General features: G+C 69.3%; 18 protein-coding genes. 8 read left to right on the top strand and 10 right to left on the bottom strand.

Annotated elements, in window-relative coordinates:
• Positions 1–132 precede the first annotated feature (132 nt).
• Both nifA and nifL read right to left on the bottom strand, forming a co-directional pair.
• The gene (nifA, locus tag O7R11_RS10155) at positions 133–1,707 is read right to left on the bottom strand and encodes a nif-specific transcriptional activator NifA (protein WP_337997402.1); all 1,575 of its coding nucleotides are present in this window, start codon (positions 1,705–1,707) and stop codon (positions 133–135) included.
• The gene (gene nifL, locus O7R11_RS10150) at positions 1,707–3,224 is read right to left on the bottom strand and encodes a nitrogen fixation negative regulator NifL (protein ID WP_337997401.1); all 1,518 of its coding nucleotides are present in this window, start codon (positions 3,222–3,224) and stop codon (positions 1,707–1,709) included. The genes nifA and nifL overlap by 1 nt, the downstream gene beginning before the upstream one ends.
• A 408-nt stretch (positions 3,225–3,632) precedes the next feature.
• On the opposite strand from nifL, the gene rsxA reads away from it, so the two are divergent.
• The 7 genes from rsxA to O7R11_RS10115 are packed head-to-tail and all read left to right on the top strand — an operon-like array spanning position 3,633 to position 8,980.
• On the top strand, positions 3,633–4,214 hold the full coding sequence (rsxA, locus tag O7R11_RS10145; protein WP_337997400.1) for an electron transport complex subunit RsxA: 582 nt from the start codon (positions 3,633–3,635) through the stop codon (positions 4,212–4,214).
• A gap of 13 nt (positions 4,215–4,227) precedes the next feature.
• A complete protein-coding gene (locus O7R11_RS10140) occupies positions 4,228–4,791 on the top strand; it encodes an RnfABCDGE type electron transport complex subunit B (protein WP_337997399.1) in 564 nt (187 codons plus the stop codon).
• On the top strand, positions 4,788–6,254 hold the full coding sequence (rsxC, locus tag O7R11_RS10135; RefSeq protein WP_337997398.1) for an electron transport complex subunit RsxC: 1,467 nt from the start codon (positions 4,788–4,790) through the stop codon (positions 6,252–6,254). Before O7R11_RS10140 ends, rsxC begins: the two co-directional genes overlap by 4 nt.
• A complete protein-coding gene (locus O7R11_RS10130) occupies positions 6,251–7,339 on the top strand; it encodes an RnfABCDGE type electron transport complex subunit D (RefSeq protein ID WP_337997397.1) in 1,089 nt (362 codons plus the stop codon). The genes rsxC and O7R11_RS10130 overlap by 4 nt, the downstream gene beginning before the upstream one ends.
• Entirely contained in the window at positions 7,339–8,010 is a 672-nt protein-coding gene (gene rsxG / locus O7R11_RS10125; RefSeq protein ID WP_337997396.1) for an electron transport complex subunit RsxG, read from the top strand. The genes O7R11_RS10130 and rsxG overlap by 1 nt, the downstream gene beginning before the upstream one ends.
• 2 nt (positions 8,011–8,012) lie before the next feature.
• Positions 8,013–8,696, top strand: coding sequence for an electron transport complex subunit E (locus O7R11_RS10120; protein WP_337997395.1), 684 nt, complete (start codon positions 8,013–8,015; stop codon positions 8,694–8,696).
• Between the two features lie 17 nt (positions 8,697–8,713).
• Positions 8,714–8,980 carry an RnfH family protein gene (locus O7R11_RS10115; RefSeq protein WP_337997394.1) on the top strand — a complete coding sequence of 89 codons (267 nt, stop codon included), beginning with the start codon at positions 8,714–8,716 and terminating at the stop codon, positions 8,978–8,980.
• Positions 8,981–9,163: 183 nt separating this feature from the next.
• Here O7R11_RS10115 and O7R11_RS10110 read toward each other — a convergent pair whose 3' ends face one another.
• From O7R11_RS10110 to rlmN, 6 genes are all read right to left on the bottom strand, one after another.
• Positions 9,164–10,708, bottom strand: coding sequence for a sensor domain-containing diguanylate cyclase (locus O7R11_RS10110; protein ID WP_337997393.1), 1,545 nt, complete (start codon positions 10,706–10,708; stop codon positions 9,164–9,166).
• Between the two features lie 7 nt (positions 10,709–10,715).
• Positions 10,716–11,909, bottom strand: a complete 1,194-nt coding sequence (locus tag O7R11_RS10105; RefSeq protein WP_337997392.1) for an FIST signal transduction protein — start codon at positions 11,907–11,909, stop codon at positions 10,716–10,718.
• A gap of 67 nt (positions 11,910–11,976) precedes the next feature.
• Positions 11,977–14,559: a glycosyltransferase family 2 protein gene (locus O7R11_RS10100; protein WP_337997391.1), complete on the bottom strand. Its 2,583-nt coding sequence runs from the start codon at positions 14,557–14,559 to the stop codon at positions 11,977–11,979.
• Between the two features lie 76 nt (positions 14,560–14,635).
• On the bottom strand, positions 14,636–15,121 hold the full coding sequence (locus O7R11_RS10095) for a hypothetical protein (RefSeq protein ID WP_337997390.1): 486 nt from the start codon (positions 15,119–15,121) through the stop codon (positions 14,636–14,638).
• 191 nt (positions 15,122–15,312) lie between these two features.
• Positions 15,313–16,527, bottom strand: a complete 1,215-nt coding sequence (locus tag O7R11_RS10090) for an argininosuccinate synthase (RefSeq protein ID WP_337997389.1) — start codon at positions 16,525–16,527, stop codon at positions 15,313–15,315.
• Between the two features lie 141 nt (positions 16,528–16,668).
• Entirely contained in the window at positions 16,669–17,841 is a 1,173-nt protein-coding gene (gene rlmN, locus O7R11_RS10085; protein ID WP_337997388.1) for a dual-specificity RNA methyltransferase RlmN, read from the bottom strand.
• Between the two features lie 183 nt (positions 17,842–18,024).
• Here rlmN and O7R11_RS10080 point away from each other — a divergent pair, with 183 nt between their 5' ends.
• Entirely contained in the window at positions 18,025–18,861 is an 837-nt protein-coding gene (locus O7R11_RS10080; RefSeq protein WP_337997387.1) for an OmpA family protein, read from the top strand.
• Between the two features lie 58 nt (positions 18,862–18,919).
• Here the strand turns inward: O7R11_RS10080 and O7R11_RS10075 are convergent, their stop codons facing one another.
• On the bottom strand, positions 18,920–19,492 hold the full coding sequence (locus tag O7R11_RS10075) for a hypothetical protein (RefSeq protein ID WP_337997386.1): 573 nt from the start codon (positions 19,490–19,492) through the stop codon (positions 18,920–18,922).
• Entirely contained in the window at positions 19,489–20,625 is a 1,137-nt protein-coding gene (gene dapE / locus O7R11_RS10070) for a succinyl-diaminopimelate desuccinylase (protein ID WP_420792986.1), read from the bottom strand. Before dapE ends, O7R11_RS10075 begins: the two co-directional genes overlap by 4 nt.

The raw sequence follows: 20,625 nt of genomic DNA, 5'->3' as shown, positions 1-20,625 counted from the left end.
TAACCTTTCGTTTTCGCGCGAAGCGCCATCGGCCTGTACGGTTGCAACGAACGCGTTGCCTGCCGCTGCGCGGCGAAAAAGTTACGGGGAGCGCGAGGGGGCCGAGTCCCCTCGCAAAGTTTTTTATACCTCTCAGAACTGCTTCACGTCGATGCCGAGGGTCTGGATGCGGTAGGCGATCTGGCGCGGCGTCATGTTGAGCAGGCGGGCGGCCTTGGCCTGGACCCATCCGGCGCGTTCCAGCGCGGCGACGACGCGCTCGCGCTCGGAAAGCGGGGAATCGCCGATGTCCGGCGGCGGTGCGGCCCCGGGGCGGGCGAAGGCGGGCGGCGGCGGCGCGTCGATGCCGGGGCTGGCGACCATGCGGTCCTGCAACCCGGCGAGAACCACCGCACGTTCGTCGATGGTGCCGGTCTCGCTCATGATCGCGGCGCGTTCCAGGCTGTTTTCCAGCTCGCGCACGTTGCCGGGCCAGCGGTGGCGTAGCAGCAGGCGGATCGCCTCGTCGTCGATCGAGAGTTCGCGCCGCTGCGCGCGGGCGATCTTCTCCACCATGAAGCGGGCGAGGTCGGGGATGTCTTCGATGCGTTCGCGCAGGGGCGGCGTGCGGATCGGCATGACGTTGAGGCGGTAGTAGAGGTCCTCGCGGAAGGTGCCCTCCGCCACCGCGCCTTCGAGGTCGCGGTTGGTGGCGGCGATCACCCGCACATCGACGCGGAGGGTCTCGGCGCCGCCGACGCGTTCGAACTCGCCCTCCTGCAGCACGCGCAGCAGCTTGCTCTGGAACAGGCCGGAGATCTCGCCGATCTCGTCGAGGAAGAGGGTGCCGCCGTCGGCCAGTTCGAAGCGGCCCTTGCGCTGCGCCGCGGCCCCGGTGAAGGCCCCCTTCTCGTGGCCGAACATCTCGGATTCCAGCAGGTTCTCGGGCAGCGCGGCGCAGTTGAGCTTGACGAAGGGGGAGGACGCGCGCGGCGAGTTGTAGTGGATGGCGTTGGCGATGAGTTCCTTGCCGGTGCCGGATTCGCCGCGCAGCAGCACCGTGGTGTTCCACTTCGACACCAGGCGCACCTGCTCGAACACCTGGCGCATCACCGGGGTATGGCCGACGATGGTGTCGAAGCCGTGCTGGCCGCGCATGCGGCGGCGCAGGGTGTCGCGTTCCTCGGCGATTTCCTGGTGTTCGGCGCGCACCTGGCGGTTGAGGCGGACGCTCTGGGAGATCAGGTTGGCGACCATTTCCATGAAGCGCGAGCGCTCGCCGAGGAGGGCGCGTTCGGCGGGCGGCTGCGCCGCGAGCACGCCCACCACCTCGTCGCCGTCGCCCGCGATCGGCGCGCCGATGAACGGCAGCTCCGGGTCGAACGCCTTCAAGCGGTGGAGGAAGGCGGGCTCGTCGGCGATGCGCGGCAGCAGCATCGCCTCGCCGCTTGCCGCGATCATCCCGACCACGCCCTCGCCCGGCTTGTAGCGCACCGCGGACGGCGTGCCCGCGATGTCGCGGGAAGCGGCGCGCACCAGGAACTCGCCGCTGTCGCCGTCCTTGAGAACGATGAAGCCGTGGGCATAGCCGCCGCGGTCGTGCAGCAGGGCGAGCAGTTCGGAGAAGGTCTCCGTCAGGTCGAGCGACAGGCTGAGCACCCGGCTCACCGCGAAGAGAATCTCCAGCTCGGTCTCGATCAGGGCGCTGCGGTCGCTCGACGTGGGCATCAGACGCCGTCCCCCCGGGTGATCAGCGCCGCGTCCTCCACCGGCAGGCCGACGACGATGCGGCAGCCGCCCTCGGCGGTGGCCTGCACGTCGATGGTGCCGCCGTGCTCGGTGAGGATGTTCTGCGCGATCGCCAGCCCCATGCCGGGCCGCCCGCGCCAGCGCCGCCAGTCGCTGAAGAACGGCTCGAAGATGCGCGCGCGGTCGGCGGGGGGCACGCCGGGGCCGGAATCGCTCACCACCACCTCGACGCCGCCGCCCGCGCCGCGCCGCGTCTCGATGACGATGCCGCGTTCGGAAACGCCGGGTTCGCCCACCGCGTCCACCGCATTGTCGATCAGCACCTTGATCAGGGTGCGCAACTGCCCGGCGCGGCCGGAGACCGCGGGCAGCACCGCGGTAGGCAGCCAGGAGAGCGCCACCCCCTCGGCGAGCACGCGATCGACCATGAAGTCCATCACCTCGCGCACCAGTTCGTTGACGTTGAGCGGCAGCACCGGCTCGGCGACGCCGTGCGGCACGCTGTCGCGCAGGCGGGCGAGGGTTTCCGCCCCCGCCGTCTGCACCTCGGAGAGCGGCCGGGCGAGCGCCGGGTTGAGGCCGCCGCCGCGCTCCATCATCGCGGTGGCGGCGGCGAGCATGTTGAGCGGTCCCTGCAACTGGTAGACCGCGCCCTGCAGCACCTCGCGCATCCCCTGCGCCTGCTGGATCTCGGCGGTGCGCGCGCGGATCGCCGAGGTCTTGGCCTGCTGGAAGGCGCGCATCCGCGCGGTGACGTCGAGGCAGACGAGCAACAGCGCCCGCCCCGGCGCGGCTTCGTAGAAGCTGTCCACGTCCGGGCGCGCGGTGTCGATCCACAGCCCCGAGCAGGTGAACCAGCGCGGCCCGAGGCGGCCCGCCTCGATCTTCACCTCGGCGCTGTCGCATTCCCGGCGCTCCAGCAGGAAGCGCGCGGCGTCGCCGTCGGACACCGCCTTGAGGAACTCCCACGCCGGTTCCTCGCCGCCGATGTCGGCCATCAGCACCTTGTAGGCGTGGTTGTCGATCAGCACCTTGCCGTGTTCGTTCAAGAGCGCCATCACCACCGGCGCGACGTCGATGATGTTCTCGATCAGCGCCTTCTGCGCCGCGACGTGGCGTTCGAGGCCCATCTCGGCGGAGACGTCGCGCTGAATCCCGAGGTAGTGCGGCGACCGCGAGGCCCCCTCGCCCGCCACCGGCACCACCTTGAGGTCGGCGAGATAGGGCGCGCCGTCCTTGCGGCGGTTCAACAGCCGCCCGGTCCACACCCGGCCGCCGGCGATGGTGCGCCACATGTCCTCGTAGACCCGGGGCGGCGTCTTCTTGTAGGAAAGCACGCTGTGATTGCGGCCGATCACCTCCGCCGCGGCATAGCCGGTGATCTGCTGGAACGCCGGGTTGACGTAGAGAATGGTGCCCGCCGCGTCGGCGATGGAAACCCCCGAGGCGAGGGACTCGATGACGTGCGCCAACAGCCCTTGGGGTAGGTTCGGCATTTGCCGAGTCGCATCCTGCCCAGGGTTTTTCTCCCTACCCTCTTGGGCCTGCCCACCCGTGTGAATCTCGGGGAAATCCTCAGTTTTCTCAGGGTGGTTAGGGGCGGCTACGGTCTTATCGCGCTGCATGCGTGTGCCCTCGTGCAATATGCCGCCATACTCGCAAGATATATGCCCAAGCCCGGATTCGTGCCTCGTTTCGTCAGAAACGCTTGGAAACCCCGTGTGTTTTGTGACATCTTCTGCCCTTGCCACCCTGGGGGTGTCGGTTTCATGACAAGGGGGGCGCGGGGGGAATTGCCCGGATAGCAAGCGGCGCTGCCGCTTTCCAAGGCAGTCTCCAGACATCGGGGAGTTGGTACGGGACGTGCAGATGCCGGGTTGAATGGCTCGGCTAGGGTAGGCACCATGACGGAATACTTCTTTCTCATCCTCGGCACGGTTCTGGTGAACAATGTCGTGCTGGTGAAATTCCTCGGCCTCTGCCCCTTCATGGGCGTGTCCAACAAGGTGGACACCGCGCTCGGCATGGGCATGGCCACCACCTTCGTCCTCACCCTGGCCACCGCCGCCGGGTGGGTGCTGGAACACGGCCTGTTGCAGCCCCTGGGCATCGCCTACCTGCGCATTCTCACCTTCATTCTGGTGATCGCCGCGGTGGTGCAGTTCACCGAGATGGTGATCAGGAAGATCTCTCCCACCCTCTACCAGGTGCTGGGCATCTTCCTGCCGCTGATCACCACCAACTGTGCGGTGCTCGGCGTCGCGCTCCTCAACATCCAGGAAAACCACGGCTTCGTGCAGAGCGTGCTCTACGGCTTCGGCTCCGCCGCCGGGTTCACCCTGGTCATGGTGCTGTTCGCCGGGCTGCGCGAGCGCCTGGCGCTGTCGCAGGTGCCGCGCGCCTTCACCGGCGCGCCGGTCAGCTTCATCACCGCCGGTCTCTTGTCCATGGCGTTCATGGGCTTCGCCGGCCTGGTCGCGCCGTAAGGGAGGACCCGCCATGCTGGAAGCCATCGTCGGACTGACCGCGCTCGGGGGCGGGCTGGGCGTATTCCTCGGCATCGCGGCGAAACGCCTGCATGTGGAGTCGAGCCCGCTGGAAGGCGACATCGAGGCGATCCTGCCCGGCCAGAACTGCGGCCAGTGCGGCTATCCCGGATGCGCCGCCGCCGCCGCCGCGGTGGCCAAGGGCGAGGCGCCGGTCACCGTCTGCCCGCCCGGCGGCCGCCCCGTGGCGCACGCTCTGGCGGAAAAGCTCTGCCTCGCGGTGGACCTTTCCGGCTTCGCCGAGACCGGCCCGATGGTGGCGCGCATCGACGAGACGGTGTGCATCGGCTGCACCAAGTGCTCCCGCAAATGCCCCACCGACGCGGTGATCGGCGCGGCGAAACAGATTCACGGCGTCATCGCCGACGCCTGCACCGGCTGCGGCGCCTGCGTCGCCGCCTGCCCGGCGGGCGGCATCCGCCTGGAGCCGATTCCGGTGACCCTGCAATCCTGGTACTGGCCCAAGCCCGGCACCGGCAAGACGCCGCGTTCCGGCAACGGAGTGCTGACGCAATGAAGCTGTTCCGCATCCGGGGCGGCGTCCACCCCGACCCGCGCAAGGACGCCACGCGGGAAAAGACCATCGTCGATGCGCCGATCTCCGCGGTGCTGCACCTGCCGCTACAGCAGCACATCGGCGCCCCGGCGCGCCCGGTGGTGAAGGTGGGCGACCATGTGCTCAAGGGCCAGGTGATCGCCGAGGCGGCGGGCCCGGTCTCCGCCACGGTCCACGCTTCCACCTCCGGCGCCGTCGCCGCCATCGGCCCGGTGCCGGTGCCGCACGCCTCCGGCCTTGCCGCCCCGGCGATCACCCTTGCTCCCGACGGCAAGGACACCTGGGCGGAGCCGATGCCGCCGCTCCCCGACGATGCGGAACCCGCGGCGATCGCCGCGCGCGTCGCCGCCGCGGGCATCGTCGGCCTCGGCGGAGCCACCTTCCCCTCCGCGGTGAAGCTCAACCTGCGCGAACGCCACAAACTCACCACCCTGGTGATGAACGGCGCGGAGTGCGAGCCCTTCCTCACCTGCGACGACCGCCTGATGCGCGAGCACGCCGAGGAGGTGGCCGCGGGCGTCGCCCTGATGGCCCGCGCGCTCGGGGTGGGCCGCACCCTGATCGCCATCGAGACCAACAAGCCGGAGGCCACCGCGGCGATGACCGAGGCCGCCGCCCTCCACCCCGGCATCGACGTCGCGCCGGTGCCGACGCGCTATCCCATGGGCTCGGAAAAGCACCTGGTGCACACCCTGACCGGGCTCGAAACCCCGGCGCGCGCGCTCACCGCCGACATCGGCGTGGTGGTGCACAACATCGCCACCGCCTTCGCCGTCTACGAGGCGGTGAAACTCGGCCGCCCGCTGGTTTCCCGCGTCGTCACCGTCTCCGGCGGCGCGGTCGCGGAGCCGAAAAACCTGCGCGCCGTGCTCGGCACGCCGATTTCCGACCTCATCGCGCTGTGCGGCGGGCTGACCGCCGAGCCGCAGGAGATTCTCTCCGGCGGGCCGATGATGGGCCAGCCGCTGCGCTCCACCGACATTCCCACGGTCAAGGGGATGAACGGCATTCTCGCGCTGCTGCCCTCCGACACCCGGCGCGGCCCGGCGCACGCCTGCCTGCGCTGCGGCACCTGCGTCACCGCCTGCCCGTGCGGCCTGCTGCCCCTGGAAATCGCCGCCAACATCCGCAACGGCAACTTCGACGCCGCGGTCTCCGCCGGGTTGATGGACTGCATCGGCTGCGGCAGTTGCGCCTATGCCTGCCCGTCGCGCATTCCCCTGGTGCAGAGCTTCCACTACGCCAAGGGCCACATCGCCGCGGAGCAGCGGGTCAAACAGCACAACGAGGAAGCCAAGCGCCTGGCGCAGCAGAAGGCGATCCGCCAGGAGAAGCTCGCCGCCGAACGCAAGGCGATGATGGAAAAGAAGAAGGCCGCGGCCGCCGCGGCCCGCGCCGCCCAGGAAGGAACCGCCGAACCATGAATCCGCGCCCCTTCGTCGCCGGTCCGTTCGCCCACGCCGGGCGCACGACGCCGATGATCATGTCCTGGGTGATGATCGCGCTGACCCCGGCCACGGTGTTCGGCCTCGGCCTGTTCGGCTGGCCCGCGATCTACCTCTTCGCCGTCACCGTGGCGTCCGCCGTGGTCTTCGAGGCCGCCTGCCTGCTGCTGGCGAAAAAACCGGTGCTCGCCACCCTCGGCGACGGCTCGGCCATCCTCTCCGGGTGGATTCTCGCGCTCACCCTGCCGCCGTGGGCCCCCTGGTGGATCGGCGCGGCGGGGGCCTTTCTCGCCATCGTCATCGGCAAGCAGGTGTTCGGCGGCCTCGGGCAGAACCTGTTCAACCCCGCCATGGTGGCGCGCGTCGCCCTGCTCGTCTCCTTCCCGCTGGAGATGACGCGCTACCTCGCGCCGCGGCCGATCTTCTTTTCCGGCGCGCCGGGGCCGCGGGACGGCCTCGCCATCACCTTCGGCTTCGGCGGCCATGTGGACATGGACGCGCTGACCAGCGCCTCCACCCTCGGCCACGTCAAGACCGAGCTGGCGCGCGGCCTGCCGCTGCACTCCGTGCTCGCCGACGGCGCCGACCTCCTCGGCCTGCTCTTCGGCACCACGCCGGGCAGCCTGGGCGAGACCTCGGCGCTGCTGCTGCTCGCGGGGGGCATCCTGCTGCTCGCCCTGCGCCTCATCACCTGGCACATCCCCGCAGCGCTGCTGCTGGGCATTCTGCTGCCGTCCTCGGTGCTGCACCTCGTCGCGCCCGACCGCTACCTCTCGCCCGCGGTGCACGCGCTCGCCGCCTCCACCCTGTTCGGCGCGTTCTTCATCGCCACCGACCTCGTCACCTCGCCGGTCACCCGCACCGGCCAGATGATCTTCGGCGCGGGCTGCGGCTTCCTCATCTTCGTCATCCGCACCTGGGGCGGCTATCCCGAGGGCATGGCCTTCGCCGTGCTGCTGATGAACGCCGCCGCCCCGCTGATCGACCGTTGGGTGCGGCCGCGCATCTACGGCCGCGACCGCAAGGGCCGCCCGCTCGCCGTCAAGACCAGGGAGACCCGCTGATGGCCGGCACCCGTACCGCGCCGTGGTTCCAGGGCGTCCTGCTCGGCGGTTTCTGCCTCGTCGCCTCGGTGACGCTGGCGCTCGGCTACCGCCTCAGCGCCCCCGCCATCGAGGCGCGGCAGAAGGAGGACATGGCCGCCTCCCTCGAACAGGTGATCCCGGCAAGCTACCGCAGCAACGACATGGTCGCCGACGCGGTGGTCCTCGACGGCCCCTCCGGCAAGACCACGACGGTCTACCGCGCGCGCAAGGGCGGCACCGTCACCGCGGTGGCCTACCGCGTCGTCGGCCAGGGCTACGGCGGCGAGGTGGTCATCGTCATGGGCGTGGACCGCAACGGCGAAATCCTCGGCGTGCGCGTCGTCCAGCACTCCGAAACCCCCGGCCTCGGCGACAAGGTGGACGTGCGCAAGACCCGCTGGGTCGATGCCTTCGCCGGCAAATCTCTGGCCAACACGCCGGACGCCAAATGGGCGGTGAAGAAGGACGGCGGGCAGTTCGACCAGTTCAGCGGCGCCACCATCACGCCGCGCGGCGTGGTCAAGGCGGTGAAGGAAGGGCTCGCCTTCTTCGCCGCGCACCGCACCCGCATGCTGGACGAGGCCGCAGGCGCCGCCGAACCGCAGCGCGAGGCCCCGGGCCGCACGCCGACGCCGAGGAGCGTGTCATGAGAATGAAGAAACCCGCACGCGCCGCCGCCATCCTCAAGGACGGCCTGTGGACCGGCAACGTCACCTTCTCGCAGATGCTGGCGCTGTGCCCGCTCTTGGCGGTGACCAGCACCGCCACCAACGGCCTCGGCATGGGGCTCGCCACCACCGCAGTGCTCATCCTCACCAACCTCGCGATCTCGCTGGTGCGCGGGCTGATCACGCCGCAGGTGCGCATCCCCGCGTTCATCCTGGTGATCGCGGGCATCGTCACCCTCGCCGACCTCGCGATCAACGCCTGGGCGCACGAACTCTACAAGGTGCTCGGCCTGTTCATCCCGCTGATCGTCACCAACTGCGTCATCCTCGGCCGGGCGGAGGCCTTCGCCTCGCGCAATGCGCCGTCCTTGAGCGCGCTCGACGGCTTCGCCATGGGCATGGGCTTCACCGGCGCGCTCACCCTGATCGGCGCGATCCGCGAAATCCTCGGCAGCGGCACCCTCTTCGCCAACGCCTCGCTGATGCTCGGCCCCGCCTTCAAGGCGCTGGAGACCGTGGTCATCCCCGAGTACAAGGGCTTCCTGCTGCTCGTCCTGCCGCCCGGCGGCTTCCTCGTCCTCGGCTTCCTGCTCGCGGCCAAGCGCCTGCTCGAACTGCGCACCGCGCGCCGCGCCGAAACCGCCGCAGCCGCCCCCGGCTGCCACTGAAATACGGAACCCCAGCCATGGTCCTGCACGTCGGCGTCGCCTATGCATCCCCCTCCCGCCAGGTCTGGCTGAAGCTCGACGTGCCGGACGGCAGCACCGTGCAGGAGGCGATCGAACGCTCCGGCATCCTCACCCAGTTCCCGGAAATCGACCTCGGCAGGCAGAAGGTCGGCATCTTCGGCAAGGCCACGCCGCTCACCGCGCCGGTCGCCGAGGGCGACCGCGTGGAAATCTACCGCCCGATCACCGCCGACCCGGCCCATATCCTCGGCGGGGACGCGTAAAAACCAGGCCGGGGCGCCGCCCCGAACCCCGCTGGGGACTCGGTCCCCAGACCCCATAACTTGTGGTTTTTGCACGAAACGCCGTACGCCTGTCGTTGATGCAGCAGGGGTTGCCTGCCGCTGCGCGGCGAAAAAAGTCGGGGGGAGCGCGAGGGGATCGAATCCCCTCGCAAAGTTCCAGTTCTAGCTGCCGTTGGCCACGCAGACGCGGTCGCGGCCGGAGAGCTTGGCGGCATAGAGCGCCTGGTCGGCGCGTTCCACCAGATCGTCGAAAGAGAGCGGGGCGTCCTTGGTCATCGTGGCGACGCCGATGCTCACGGTGACCGAGAGGATTTCCGTCCGTCCCTCGCAATCGACCGCGATGGCGCGCGCGGCGACGGCGCGGCGGAGTTTCTCCGCCGCCTCTTCCGCGCCCGCGGGGTCGGAGTCCGGCAGCAGGATCATGAATTCCTCGCCGCCGAAGCGCGCCGCGAGGTCGGTGCGCCGCACGCCGCGTTCGAGCACGCGCGCCACCTCCACCAGCACCTCGTCGCCGACCGGGTGGCCATAGCCGTCGTTGACCCGTTTGAAATTGTCGATGTCGAGGGCGAGCAGGGAGACCGGCTGGCCGTAGCGGGAAAGCCGCGCCGCCGCCTCTTCGAAGCGATCGAGGAACTTGCGGCGGTTGGCGAGGCCGGTGAGCGCGTCGTGCAGCGCCATCTGTTCCAGTTTCAGCTTCGCCCCGGTGGCTTCGGTGACGTCCATGGTGATGCCGCGGTAGCCGCGGAAGCGCCCGCTCTCGTCGTGCACCGGGCTGCCGCTCACCGAGGCCCAGATGTAGCCGCCATCCTTCTTGCGGCGGCGCACCACGACGTTCTCGAAGGGTTGCTGACGGGCCATGTTCTCCAGCCAGGGGTCGCGGTTGGCGTCGTCCGGATCGTCGAAGTAGGCGGGCACCGAGGAGCCGATGAGGTCTTTCGGCTCGTAGCCCAGCACCTTCTGGCAGCCCTCGATGAAGCTGTAGCGGTTGCGTTCGTCGAGTTGCCACAGGTAGATCGGCGAAAAGCCGATGGCGCTGCGCATCAGGTCGCCGACGCGCTGCAGTTCCGCCTCGGCCTTGCGGCGTTCCTCGATCTCCTTGAGCTTTTCGCGCGTCGCCGCCTGGGCGAGTCCGCATTCGCGTTCCAGGCGCTCGCGCACCGAAATGCTGGAGAGCGCCTGGTCGATCAGCGGGCCGAAGCGCTTGAACAGGTGGATCTGCGCCGGGGAGAAGAACGCCGGGGACGGGTGGACGAACACCATCGCCGCCTGTAGCGCCACGCTGCGGATCGGCGTCATCACCGCGGAACGCGCGGCGGCGCGCACGGCGGGGGGCAGGTGCCGCCATTCCGGCGCGGCGTGGGTATCGAACATCGCCACCGTCTCGCCCTTGAACACGCGTTCGAGCACGCCCTGCGGCGCCCACTTCACCCCGAGGAACTGCCGCGCCGTGGAGCGCACCACGCGCATCCCGCCGCGGCCCTCGCGGGCGATCATGAAGGCGTCCTCGAAAGGCACGAGATGGCGCAGAATACCCGCCAGATTATCGAACAGCTCGCGGGTGTCGCGCGCTTCGTTGAGGATGCGCAGGCCGCGTAGCAGGCTCTCGGCTTCCAGGCGCACCGAGCGTTCGTGGCCGCGCGCGCGGTCGAGCTCGATCAGGCTCTCCCGCAGCAGTTCGACATCGGAGAAGGGAATGGTTTTCGGCATCGCCCCCTCACGTTCCGAAGATCAAAACGGAGATCATCAGGTTGGCGTGGATCGCCCGGTCTTCCGGCAGGCAGCCCTGCTCGCCGAAGGTGAAGGCGGCGAGAAACGGCCGCCCCAGCATGGCGACGCGCAGCGACTGCTGCACCTTGGGCATGTCGTCCTTGAGGGTGAGCGCCAGCCCGGCGCAGAACGCGATCAGCGCCCCGGAGACGGTGCAGACGTCGGTGCACTGCACGGCGATGGCGGATTCCACGGTGCGGGCGGCGCGGCTGGCCAGGGTGTCGCGCGCGCCGAGCATGAGGTGCCATTGCTGCCCCGGCGCGGCGTCGGCGAGCACCTCGATGCCGCCGTCCTCGCGCAGCGTCCGGACATGGGCGAGCGCGTAGAGACCGAAGCCGCCGATCTCCCCCACCTGGCGGCCGAGCGGGGTGAGCGCGGTGCAGGAGAGGAAGCTTTCGTCGCGGGGGAGCGGCTGCCCGGCGCAGGCCCGGTACCAGGCTTCATAGACCTCGGCGGCGGGGGCTCCGTCGATGCGGCTGATCACCCGCGGGCCGTCGGTGGCGGTGACCACGCCGGAGAAACGCGACGGCGCGCAACCGCCATGGAAGGCGCGGCTCATCGCCACGCCGGTGAAGATCACGGTGAGCGCAAGGCCGGTGCGGCTGCCGCCTGCACGCGCCGCCACCCACCAGTTTCCGGTGCCGTCGTCGTCGGCGGCGCTGCCGCCGCACACCGGCACCGCCGCGCCGAGCACGTCGGCGATGCCCGCGAGCACCGCCTCCTCGCCGCCCGGCGCTGCGGTGAGCAGCACCAGGTCCGGCACTTCGCCGGGGCGTCCGGCATCGGCGAGCGCGGCGTGCACCGCGGCGCGCGCCGCGGCGCGGGGGTCATCGGTCTTTTCGGCAAAGGCGGTGCCGAAGCGGGTTGCGGCGAGGCGCAGGCCGAGCAGCCCCAGCGCCGGACCGTCGAGGCAGACCCCTTCCTCGGTCATCAGGCCGCGGCAGGAGGTGCCGCCGTGCACCCGCACCGCGGCGGGCAGGGCGGCGAAGCCGCGCGCCAGCGCCGCGGCGTCGTGATCCTCGGTGAAGTGCGCGAACAGGATATCCGGGTCGCCCGTCATGCGGTCCCGGAGCACACGGTAGGCCGCATCGAAGGCGGCGGCAGTGTCCTTTTCCGCGCTGCACGCCGTCGCAAGGGTCATGGCCGCTCCTGTTTCCATTTTCTTTCTATAATGTAAGGGGCGGCGGCGCGGCTGAACAGGTGGCCGCCTATTCGGCGGCGGGCAGCGGCGCGGCCTGGGCCACCGCGGCGCGGGCGCGCAGGGTGGCGCGGCGTTCGAGCGCGGCGAGCCCCGCGGCGGAGAGGAAGGGCAGCGCCTGGATCGCCAGAGTCGCGGCGAAGATGTTGAGCTCGGTGATGCCGGTGAAGTTGGTGGCGACCAGGACGATCGAGCCGGCGAGCAGCAGCATGCCGAGAATCAGCTCGCGCTTCGCCGGGTTCTCCCCGGCCTTGCGCTTCGCCGCGCCGCCCTTGTCGGTGCGCAGGAAGGGCAGGTTGTCGGTGAGAAAGCCCGCCGCCATGGCGCTCGCCACGGTGAGTTGCAGGCTCATCGCCGCCACCGCCGCGCCGACGATCTGCGGCAGCGGCACCTTCACCCGCGTGCCGTAGAGCACCATGCAGTGCAACAGGTTGACGAAGAAGGCGGCGAGAATCGGCAGGGTGAACGGCAGCATCGGGATGAGCACGCCGACGAACAGAATCACCGGCACCCACACCAGGTTGAGGACCGCCGCGGCGACGCCGAAGGCGTCGGAGAGCCAGTACGACCAGCCGGCGACGAACTGGAAGCGCTGCGCCCCGGTAAGCTTCGACCGCCCGGGCAGCATCAGCCGCCAGTGCTTGCGGATGATCTGCACCGCGCCGTAGGCCCAGCGGTGACGCTGCGTCTTGAACGCCTTGTAGGTGTCGGGCAGCATCCCCCAGCCGTAGCGGCGGTTGGTGTAGTGCGCGTGGTAGCCCGCGGCCAAGAGGCGCAGGCCGAGTTCGGTGTCCTCGGTGATGGTGTCGGTGGCCCAGCCGCCCATTTCATCGAAGGCGGAGCGGCGGATCATCAGCATGGTGCCGTGGGTGATGATCGCGTCGTCCTCGTTCCTCTGCACCATGCCGATGTCGAAGAACCCGGCGTATTCGCTGTTCATCACTTCCTTGAACAGGGATTCGTGGCCGTCGCGGTGGTCCTGCGGCGCCTGCACCAGGGCGACCATGGGGTCGGCGAAGGCGGGCGCCAGGTCGCGCAGCCAGCGCGGATGCACCACGTAGTCGGCGTCGAGGAGGGCGTAGATTTCCGCCTCCGGCGCGGCGTGCGGCAGCGCCATGTTGAGCGCGCCCGCCTTGAACCCCGAAACCTTGGGCAGGTTGACGAACTTGAAGCGCGGCCCGAGCGCGGCGCAGTGCGCCTCCACCGGCCGCCAGAGGTGTTCCTCCGGCGTGTTGTTGACGATGACCAGGACCTCGAAATTCGGGTAGTCGAGCGCCGCGACGCTGTTCAAGGTCTGGATCAGCATCTCCGGCGGCTCGCGGTAGGCCGGAATATGGATCGAGACCATCGGCCAGCGGTCGGGTTCCGGCGCGTCGGAGCTGGGGCGCAGCAGGCGCTGGGGGCGGCGGCCCAGCGTGATCTCCGCCACCTCGTGCACCTTCACCAAGGTCATCACCGACAGCGGAATCATCAGCAGGAAGCCGATCACCCAGGCGAGCGCCGAGCCGAAGTTGAGGTAGTTCTCGATCGGGTACATCGCGGCGAGCGCGATCGCCGCGGCGAGCGCGTTGGCCGCGGCGGAAAAGGCGAACGCATGGCCGAAGGTGGGGTTGCGCCGCCTGAGGCCGAACACCGTGACCAGCGCGCCGATGGCGAGCGCCAGCGCGGCGAGGCGCGGCAGGTTGGTGCGCTCCACGGTGCCGAAGAGGGAGAACTTGAGCTTGCGGTCGGCGTCGAAGATGCCCCAGTAGGGGCCGACGCTGCCTTCGTTGACCTTCCACGGCTGGTCGAAGGCCTCGACGATGTTGTATTCGATGCCGCGCCGCTTCGCCTCGTCGAGGAACTCGCGCACGATGCGCGCCTGGCCCACCGGGTCCGGCTCCGCCGAGTGGCGGTTGTAGCCGCGGCTCGGCCAGCCGAACTCGGCGATGACGATGCGCTTGCCGGGGAAGGCGTTCCGCAGGTCCTGGTAGCGCTGCACCGCGAACTTCACCGCGTCCTTCGGCGGCACCGCCTCCCAATAGGGCAGCACGTGCGCGGCGATGAAGTCCACTTCGTTGGCGAGCTTCGGATGCTCGATCCAGGAGTACCAGATCTCTCCGGTGGAGACCGGCACGCCGACGCGCTTGCGCACCTGGCGCAGATAGGTGACCAACTGGTCGTAGGCGAGGTCGGCGCGCAGCAGGGTTTCGTTGCCGACCACCACGGCGCGGACGTTGGGGTTGCGGTTGGCGGCGGAAATCGCCGCCTCGATTTCCTTGGTGTTGTAGTCGAGGTCCTTGTCGAGCCAGGCGCCGACCGTGACCTTGAGTCCGTGCTTGCGGGCGAGCGCCGGGATTTCCTCGAAGCGGTTGGTCGCGGCGTAGAGGCGGATGCCGCGGGAGACGCCCGCGACGGTGGCGAGGTCGTAGTCGGTGGCGGCGCGTTCGGCATCGGTGAAGGGGCGTCCGCGCTCTTCCGGCGTGGCGTTGTTGAAGGACAGCGATTCGATCGCGTCCTCGAGGTCCGGCGGCGCAATGGTTTCGTGCGTCGCGTACCAGATCAGGCCATGCAGAAAGGCGGCGGCCAACGCCGCGAACACAACAGGTCTCATGGCGTTCGAACTTCACCCTCGGACGGCCCGGCCGCCCGCGTGCAGACACCGGGGGAATCGCCCCCGCGCGAATCTTTTATTTCTTGTCGTAGGGGCCGGTCGGCAAGGCCAGGGGCTTCGCCGTGGTCGGCTTCTTCGGCGGCGGCGGCGGGGTCTTGCTCTTGCCCTGCGCCGCTGCGGCCGGCTTGGCGGCGGGCGGCGTGGCGCTCGACGACTTGTCGAGAGTCGAGGCGGTCGGCGACTTCCAGCAGAGATCGACGCACTCGGAGCGCGCGGCGCAGGCCTCGGCCCCGGCGCCGCCCTCTATGGCGCAGCCGAAGGCGGCGGAGAGGTGCGCCTCGGAGCAGCCGAAGGAGACATAGAATTGGCGGAATTCCCCGGCGGTGACCACGTCATCGCGGGAGAGCAGCTGGATGATGCGCTTGCCGATCCAGCCGCACTCGGCGCTCATCGTATCGCGCCGCACGGACTTGGACTTCTGCGCCTCGGCCGCCACCGCGGCGGAACCGCCCGCGGCCATCAAAATCCCCGCCAGGATCACCGAAACCCACCGCACGCTCATCCCTTCCTCCACCCCACGCCCACCGTTTCGCGAACGCATTTCCGGACGGCGATATGTAACGCAGCGCAAGACGCCGCGCAATGGACGTTTCGCGCCGGAACCCAGTCCCCGCGCCAAAAACCGCTTCTTGCCGGTCCGGGCCGCCCCCGCTTTCGCGAAAGGGCGTCCCGGACCGCCGTTCAGGCCTCTTTTCAGAGGTTCTTGAGCGCGTTGGAGCGCAGGCGCAGACGCAGCGCGTTGAGCTTGATGAAGCCTTCCGCGTCGTGCTGGTCGTACACCGCGTCCTCTTCGAAGGTCACCGTGGCGGTGTCGTAGAGGCTGTTGGGCGACTCGCGGCCCATGGTGACGACGTTGCCCTTGTAGAGCTTCAGCCGCACGCAGCCGTTCACCGCCTTCTGGCTCGCATCGATCGCCGCCTGCAACATCTCGCGCTCCGGGCTGAACCAGTAGCCGGAGTAGACGAGATTGGCGTAGCGCGGCATCAGCTCGTCCTTGAGGTGCATCGATTCGCGGTCGAGGGTGATCGACTCGATGTCGCGGTGCGCCTGCCACAGGATGGTGCCGCCGGGGGTCTCGTAGACGCCGCGCGACTTCATGCCGACGTAGCGGTTCTCCACCAGGTCGAGGCGGCCGATGCCGTGCTTGCCGCCGAGCTCGTTGAGCTTGGCGAGAAGGTGCGCGGGGGAAAGCCGCACGCCGTTGACCGCCACCGCATCGCCGTTCCTGAACTCGACCTCCACCATCTCGGCCTTATCCGGGGCGTTTTCCGGGCTCACGGTGCGGCGGAACATGTCCTCGTCGGGCGGCAGCGCCGGGTCTTCCAGCGCCTTGCCCTCGTAGGAGATGTGCAGGAGGTTGGCGTCCATCGAATAGGGCGCCTCGCCGTGCTTGTCCTTCGGGATCGGAATCTGGTGCAGTTGCGCGTACTCGATCAGCTTGGTGCGGGAGTGCAGGTCCCACTCGCGCCACGGCGCGATCACCTTGATGTCGGGCTTGAGCGCGTAGTAGCCGAGCTCGAAGCGTACCTGGTCGTTGCCCTTGCCGGTGGCGCCGTGGGACACCGCATCCGCCCCGGTCTCGATGGCGATCTCGATCTGGCGCTTGGCGATCAGCGGACGCGCGATCGAGGTGCCGAGCAGGTAGCGCCCCTCGTAGAGGGCGTTGGCGCGGAACATCGGGAACACGTAGTCGCGCACGAACTCCTCGCGCAGGTCATCGACGTAGATCTCCTTGATGCCCAGCATTTCGGCCTTTCGTCGCGCCGGTTCCAGTTCCTCGCCCTGACCGATGTCGGCCGTGAACGTCACCACCTCGCAGTGGTAGACGTCCTGAAGCCACTTCAGAATGATCGAGGTATCCAGGCCACCGGAGTAGGCCAGAACGACCTTCTTGACGCCGTTCGTCATGTGAGCATGCCTTTCCTTGAGCATCGCATCGAACAAGTTTGTCCCGCCGTCCCGGGGCGCAGCCCCCGGAACCTGCGGGAAAACGAAAGGACGGCAGTATAGGACGCCCATGTCCCGCGACAAGCCGAATCCGCAAGGATTTTACGATTTTTCCGGCGGCGCATGCGGATCGTCGATGCCCTCGGCCTGCCGCGCGCGGACGCGGGAGAGCTTCTGGCGTTCGCTGGCGGAGCGCAGCTGCCCGCACGCGGCGAGGATGTCGCGGCCGCGCGGCACCCGGATCGGCGCGGCGAAGCCCGCCGCGGTCAGCACCTCGGCGAAGGCCTGCACGGTCTTGACCGCGGGCGTCTCGTAGGGCGCGCCGGGCCAGGCGTTGAACGGGATCAGGTTGAACTTCGCGCCGATGCCGGAACTTTCGATCAGGCGCACCAGCTGCCGCGCATCGGCAAGCGAATCGTTCACCCCCTTGAGCAGGATGTACTCGAAGGTGACGTACTGCCGCGCGCCCGCGATCTCCTGGTAGTCCCTGCACGCGGCGAGAAGCTCGGCGATCGGATATTTGCGGTTGATCGGCATGATCGCGTCGCGCACCTCGTCGGTGGCGGCGTGCAGCGAGACCGCGAGCTTCACCCCGAGGTCGGCGGCGCAGCGGCGGATGTTGGGCACGTAGCCCGAGGTGGAGAGCGTCACCCGCCGCTTCGACATGGCGATGCCTTCCGGGTCCATGACGATCTTCATCGCCCGCACCACCGCGTCGTAGTTCAACAGCGGCTCGCCCATGCCCATCAGCACGACGTTGGAAAGGTGCCGCGTCTCGTCGGTCGGAGTCGGCCACTCGCCGTAGGAATCCCGCGCCAGCATGAACTGGCCGACGATTTCCGCCGCGCTCAGGTTGCGCACCAGAAGCTGGGTGCCGGTGTGGCAGAAGCGGCAGGTCATGGTGCAGCCGACCTGGGTGGAGACGCACACCGCGCCGCGGTCCTCCTCGGGGATGTGCACCGTCTCCACCTGGTTGCCGTCGGGCATGGCGAGCAGCCACTTGCGGGTGCCGTCGGCGGAGTTCTGCTCGGTGACGACGCGCGGGCGGCGAACCGCAAAGCGCTCGGCCAGGGTTTCGCGCAGGCCCTTGGCCAGCGTCGTCATCGCCGGGAAGTCGGTCTCCCCCTGGTGGTAGATCCAATGCCAGAGCTGTTTGACGCGGAAAGGCTTCTCGCCGAGGGCGGCAAGCTCCTGCGCCAGCTCCTCGCGGGAGAGGCCGATGAGGTCGCGCCGCGTGTCGGCGGGCGCGGGTGCAATCGTCTGCGTTTCGATCATGGCTTTGTCATATACGGACTTGAAGCGCGAAAAAACCGCATTTTTTGTAAACAGGTAATTTCTTTTACCGCAGAGTCGGGGTAGGTTTTTACCTTGTGTTTTCCATGCCGCCGCCATCGCGGCGGATTTTCGTGCCTGTCTACAGGCGCCGCCCAGGGTCGAAGGGATCAGAAGGAATTCGTCATGCGCAAATCATTGACTGTCTTGTCTTGTGCGGGGATGGCGGGGATTCTCTCCGCATGTAGCGGCGCCTGGGACGTCGAGGGGCTGCAGTCCTCCGCGGTCACCGGCAACGCCTTCGACCAGGCCTTGCGCGACGAGTACGTGGCGCTCGCCGCCGCCGAACGCGCCGAGTACGACTGGCGCGACACCGCCGCCTTCGTGGCGCGCGGCAAGCTGGCCGCCGCGGGCACGCCGCCCGCGCCGGAGGCGATCGCCGAGCGCGACCTGCCCGACGGCAAGGTGGCCGAACTCACCGCGGCGCGCGCCCAGGTGATGCACTTCCTCACCCCGGCCTACAAGGCCGAAGCGCCGAAGGCGCTGGCCGCCGCCCAGGCTGGCTACGAGTGCTGGATGCAGGAGCAGGAGGAGAACTGGCAGCTCGACGACATCGCCGCCTGCCGCAAGCAGTTCGACGGCGGCATCAAGGTGCTCGCCGACCTGGAGAAGGCCAAGGCGATGAAGGCGACCGCGCCGTTCGTCGTCTACTTCGGCCTCAACTCCGCAAAGCTGCAGGGCGACGCCCTCGCCGTGGTCAAGGAAGCCGCCGCCGCCTTCAAGACCCAGAAGGCCTCCCGCGCCGACGTGGCGGGCTATGCCGACCGCTCCGGCCCGGCGCGCTACAACGACCGTCTCTCCTCGCTGCGCGCCGAAGCGGTGGGCGAAGCTCTGATCAAGGCGGGCGTGCCGGAATCCGCGGTGACGATCTCCGCCTTCGGCGAGTCCGACCTCGCGGTGCCGACCCCGGACGGCAAGAAGGAGCCGCGCAACCGCCGCGTCATCATCCGTCTGGTGAAGTAAGGGAACGTCCGGCGCTGCCGGAACCGGCGGGCGGCCTGCGGGCCGCCCGTTTTCTTTGTCAGAGGGAGAGTTGCAGCGCCTTGATCTGCAGCAGCAGCAGCCCGGCGAGAAGGTTGAGCATCACCAGGCCGAAGGCGGTGCGCCCCGGCACCTCGAGCGCGTGGCGGGCGATGAACCATTCGTAGAGGGCGAAGGCCATGGTGGCGAACAGCCCCACCGCGGCGATCCCCGGCAGGGAGAAGCCGGGCGTCATCATCGCGATCTGGTAGGGCAGCATCAGGATCATCTGCGCCAGGGCGAACCAGTTGTAAGCGGCGACGTAACGGCAATAGAACTTCTCGCGCCCGATCCAGCGCGACACCCCGTCCATCAGGTTCGGCCAGATCAACCATTCGATGACGTAGTAGAGCAGCATCACCGGCAGGAAGTGGGCGAGCCCGGGGCTCGGCACCATCGCCGCGAAGCTGCCCTTGAGCACCATCAGATAGATCGGCAGCCCCACCGCCGCGGCGAGGAAGGAGTGCGCCACCCCCGAAGGCGTGTTGTCGAAGCGCTTCGGCGCCTGCGGATCGAACCGCAGGATGCCGATGACGTTGCGCAGGTTGGCCTGGATTTCGGCGAGCGGGCTCATGACGCGAACACCTTGTCGAGAACGCGGCGGTAGACCGCGGCGAGCGCCACGACGTCGGCCGCCGCGACGTGCTCGTCGGAGCCGTGCATGGTGCGGCCGACCAGGCCGAACTCCACCACCGGACAATAGTCCTTGATGAAGCGCGCATCCGAAGTGCCGCCGGAGGTGGAAAGCTCGGGCGCGACGCCCGCAACCTCGGCCACCGCGGCGGCGACGAGATCGGAGAGCGCGCCCGGCGGGGTGAGGAAGGGATGCGCGCCGCATTCGAAGGCCACCGACGCGGCGGGCGCGTGGCGGGCGACGGCCTCGGAGATCCAGCGCATCAGGCCCTCGGCGGTCTGCTCGGTGTTGAAGCGGATGTTGAGCGCCGCCGCCGCCGCGCCGGGGATGACGTTGGCCGCCGGGTTGCCGACGTCCACCGTGGTCACCGCGAGCGAACTCGGCGGGAAGTGGGCGTTGCCCGCGTCCAGCTTCTTCGCGGTCAGTTCGTCGAGGATGCGGATGAGGCGGTGGATCGGGTTGTCGGCGCGCTCCGGATAGGCGACGTGGCCCTGCACCCCGGGCACCGCGATGCGCGCCGTCAGGCTGCCGCGGCGGCCGATCTTCATCGCCTCGCCGAAACGGTCGGGGCAGGTCGGCTCGCCGAGCAGGCAGGCTTGCGGCAGGGCGTTCTCCGCCGCCAGAGCCGCCATCACCTTGGCGGTGCCGTTGATCCCCGGCCCTTCCTCGTCGCAGGTGACGATGAGGGAAAGCGTGCCGCCGAAGTCCGTTCCCCGCTCCGCCAGAAAGTCCGCGGCGGCGGCGGCGAACGCCGCGACCGCGGTCTTCATGTCCGCCGCGCCGCGGCCGTAGAGCAGGCCGTCCTTCACCTCTGCGGCGAAGGGCTCCACCGTCCAGCCGCCGCCCGGCGGCACCACGTCGAGGTGCCCGGCGAAGGCGAAGCGCGGCGCGCCCGCGCCCACGGTGGCCACCAGGTTGTCCACGTCCGGCGTGCCCGCTTCGGAAAAGCGCATGCGGCGGCAGGAGAACCCGGCGGGTTCCAGCGCCGCGGCGAGCGCATCCAGCACCCCCGCCTCCTCGGGCGTCACCGAGGGGCAGCGGATCAACCGCCGCGACAGGTCGAGAGCGTCCAT

It is taken from the genome of Oleispirillum naphthae (assembly GCA_027864655.1).
In the GTDB taxonomy this organism is placed as follows: domain Bacteria; phylum Pseudomonadota; class Alphaproteobacteria; order Rhodospirillales; family Rhodospirillaceae; genus Oleispirillum; species Oleispirillum naphthae.
The sequence above is the reverse complement of the archived record's forward strand: the minus strand, read 5'-3'. Positions and strand labels throughout refer to the sequence as shown.

Coding starts and splice junctions, on each gene's coding strand:
- O7R11_RS10115 (WP_337997394.1), top strand. CDS start 8,714: ATGGTCCTGCACGTCGGCGTCGCCTATGCATCCCCCTCCCGCCAGGTC.
- rsxA (WP_337997400.1), top strand. CDS start 3,633: ATGACGGAATACTTCTTTCTCATCCTCGGCACGGTTCTGGTGAACAAT.
- O7R11_RS10095 (WP_337997390.1), bottom strand. CDS start 15,121: ATGAGCGTGCGGTGGGTTTCGGTGATCCTGGCGGGGATTTTGATGGCC.
- rlmN (WP_337997388.1), bottom strand. CDS start 17,841: ATGATCGAAACGCAGACGATTGCACCCGCGCCCGCCGACACGCGGCGC.
- O7R11_RS10075 (WP_337997386.1), bottom strand. CDS start 19,492: ATGAGCCCGCTCGCCGAAATCCAGGCCAACCTGCGCAACGTCATCGGC.
- O7R11_RS10110 (WP_337997393.1), bottom strand. CDS start 10,708: ATGCCGAAAACCATTCCCTTCTCCGATGTCGAACTGCTGCGGGAGAGC.
- nifA (WP_337997402.1), bottom strand. CDS start 1,707: ATGCCCACGTCGAGCGACCGCAGCGCCCTGATCGAGACCGAGCTGGAG.
- nifL (WP_337997401.1), bottom strand. CDS start 3,224: ATGCCGAACCTACCCCAAGGGCTGTTGGCGCACGTCATCGAGTCCCTC.
- O7R11_RS10140 (WP_337997399.1), top strand. CDS start 4,228: ATGCTGGAAGCCATCGTCGGACTGACCGCGCTCGGGGGCGGGCTGGGC.
- O7R11_RS10130 (WP_337997397.1), top strand. CDS start 6,251: ATGAATCCGCGCCCCTTCGTCGCCGGTCCGTTCGCCCACGCCGGGCGC.
- O7R11_RS10080 (WP_337997387.1), top strand. CDS start 18,025: ATGCGCAAATCATTGACTGTCTTGTCTTGTGCGGGGATGGCGGGGATT.
- rsxC (WP_337997398.1), top strand. CDS start 4,788: ATGAAGCTGTTCCGCATCCGGGGCGGCGTCCACCCCGACCCGCGCAAG.
- O7R11_RS10100 (WP_337997391.1), bottom strand. CDS start 14,559: ATGAGACCTGTTGTGTTCGCGGCGTTGGCCGCCGCCTTTCTGCATGGC.
- rsxG (WP_337997396.1), top strand. CDS start 7,339: ATGGCCGGCACCCGTACCGCGCCGTGGTTCCAGGGCGTCCTGCTCGGC.
- O7R11_RS10090 (WP_337997389.1), bottom strand. CDS start 16,527: ATGACGAACGGCGTCAAGAAGGTCGTTCTGGCCTACTCCGGTGGCCTG.
- dapE (WP_420792986.1), bottom strand. CDS start 20,625: ATGGACGCTCTCGACCTGTCGCGGCGGTTGATCCGCTGCCCCTCGGTG.
- O7R11_RS10105 (WP_337997392.1), bottom strand. CDS start 11,909: ATGACCCTTGCGACGGCGTGCAGCGCGGAAAAGGACACTGCCGCCGCC.
- O7R11_RS10120 (WP_337997395.1), top strand. CDS start 8,013: ATGAAGAAACCCGCACGCGCCGCCGCCATCCTCAAGGACGGCCTGTGG.